Raw genomic sequence first — 1,657 nt, 5'->3', positions numbered from 1 at the left:
GAAAGGCTGGGCGGTGCGCAAGGGGAGCCCGCAACTGGTCGCCGAACTGAACGATTTCTACGTCGGCTGGGCGCGCAAGCAGGGCGTGCTGCCGTATCGCCAGAAGCAGTACATGCGGACCATCAAGGCGCTCAACAGCGCTGCCGCCGAGCGCGACCGGCAGCGTTTCGAAGCGCTCATCGACGTCTTCGAGAAATACGGGGCGCGCTACAACTTCGACCCGCTGATGCTCGCGGCGCAGGGTTACCAGGAATCCACGCTGGACCAGAGCACGAAGAGCCATGTCGGGGCGATCGGCATCATGCAGGTGATGCCGGATACCGGGAAATCGCTCAACGTGGGCGACATCGGGGTGACCGAGGCCAACATCCACGCCGGCGCCAAGTACATGGACCAGCTGATGACCCGCTACTTCACCGACGCGAAGTTCACCGAACAGAACCGTACCTTGTTTGCCTTCGCGAGCTACAACGCAGGGCCCGGCAACATTTCAAGGATGCGCAAGGAGGCGGCGAAACGCGGCCTCGATCCCGACAAGTGGTTCAACAACGTCGAAGTCGTCACCGCCGAGAAGATCGGCATGGAAACGACCACCTACGTGCGCAACATCTTCAAGTACTACGTTTCCTACAAGCTGGCGACGGATGCGGAGGAGCGGGCGGAAAAACTGAAGCAGAAGGCGGGAATGCAGTAAGAGGGTATGGCCTGCGCCGGGGCGATGGCGGTTCGTGAAGGCCACACTCCTTGGATTCCGGATTTTAGCTTCGGCCGGGGCGTCGCCCCTTAACCTCGCGATGCGAGGTTAGCCTTCGCTGAAACCCCGAGTGTTACGCCTTCACGTGCAGCCCGCACTCCTTGGACTCGGGGTTTTCCCACCACCATCTTCCGGAGCGGACGTCCTCGCCGAGCGAGATCGCGCGGGTGCACGGTGCGCAGCCGATGCTCGGGTAGAACTTGTCGTGCAACGCGTTGTAGGGCACGGCGTGCTGCTTGATGTAGGTCCAGACTTCCTTTTCGCTCCAGTCGGCGAGCGGGTTGAATTTTTCCAGGCCGTTGCCGTCGTCGTATTCGCGGAAGGGCAGGCCGACGCGGGTCGCCGCCTGCTGGGCACGCAGGCCGGTAATCCAGGCCTTCTTGCCAGCGAGGGCGCGGCGCAGCGGTTCGACCTTGCGCATGTGGCAACAGGCCTTGCGCAGGTCGACGGATTCGTAGAAGGCATTGATGCCGTGGCTGCGGACGTAGTCTTCCACGGTCGACGCCTGCGGGAAGTAGATTTTCAGCTTGAGACCGTAGTGCTGCTGCACGGCGGCCATCAGGTCGTAGGTTTCGAGCGGCAGGCGGCCGGTGTCGAGGCTGAAGATCTCGATCGGCAGGCCGGACTTGACGATCAGGTCGGTCAGCACCATGTCCTCGGCGCCGAGGCTGTTGGCGAAGGCGGCCGGCGACCACTGGCCGGCGATCTCGGCGAGCAGCACCTGCACGGCGGCGGTCTTGGTCGCGACGCTGGCGGTCAGTTCTGGGGTGATGTTGAGCAGGCTCGGGGTCATGGCGGGCTTATCGTGGCAATCAGGCGCGGCGGCGGAAATGGGGTTGCGGCTGGCTGGTCGAGGCCTGATAGGCGTCGCCGAAGGTGGTGAAGCCGGCGGCGATGGCGTAG

At 63.5% G+C, this 1,657-nt stretch carries 2 protein-coding genes; one reads left to right on the top strand and one right to left on the bottom strand.

Annotation, left to right across the window (positions count from 1 at the left end):
- A partial coding sequence (locus ACE3PP_RS12320) for a transglycosylase SLT domain-containing protein (RefSeq protein WP_374382675.1) occupies nt 1-694 on the top strand: 694 nt, incomplete at its 5' end.
- Between the two features lie 133 nt (nt 695-827).
- Here the strand turns inward: ACE3PP_RS12320 and ACE3PP_RS12315 are convergent.
- A complete protein-coding gene (locus ACE3PP_RS12315) occupies nt 828-1,547 on the bottom strand; it encodes a phosphoadenylyl-sulfate reductase (RefSeq protein WP_374382673.1) in 720 nt (239 codons plus the stop codon).
- Between the last annotated feature and the right edge of the window lie 110 nt (nt 1,548-1,657).

Source organism: Dongia sp., assembly GCF_041910485.1.
Lineage (GTDB): Bacteria > Pseudomonadota > Alphaproteobacteria > Dongiales > Dongiaceae > Dongia.
Note: the sequence above shows the minus strand (reverse complement) of the source record. Positions and strands in the feature narration are given on the sequence as shown.

Coding starts and splice junctions, on each gene's coding strand:
- ACE3PP_RS12315 (WP_374382673.1), bottom strand. CDS start 1,547: ATGACCCCGAGCCTGCTCAACATCACCCCAGAACTGACCGCCAGCGTC.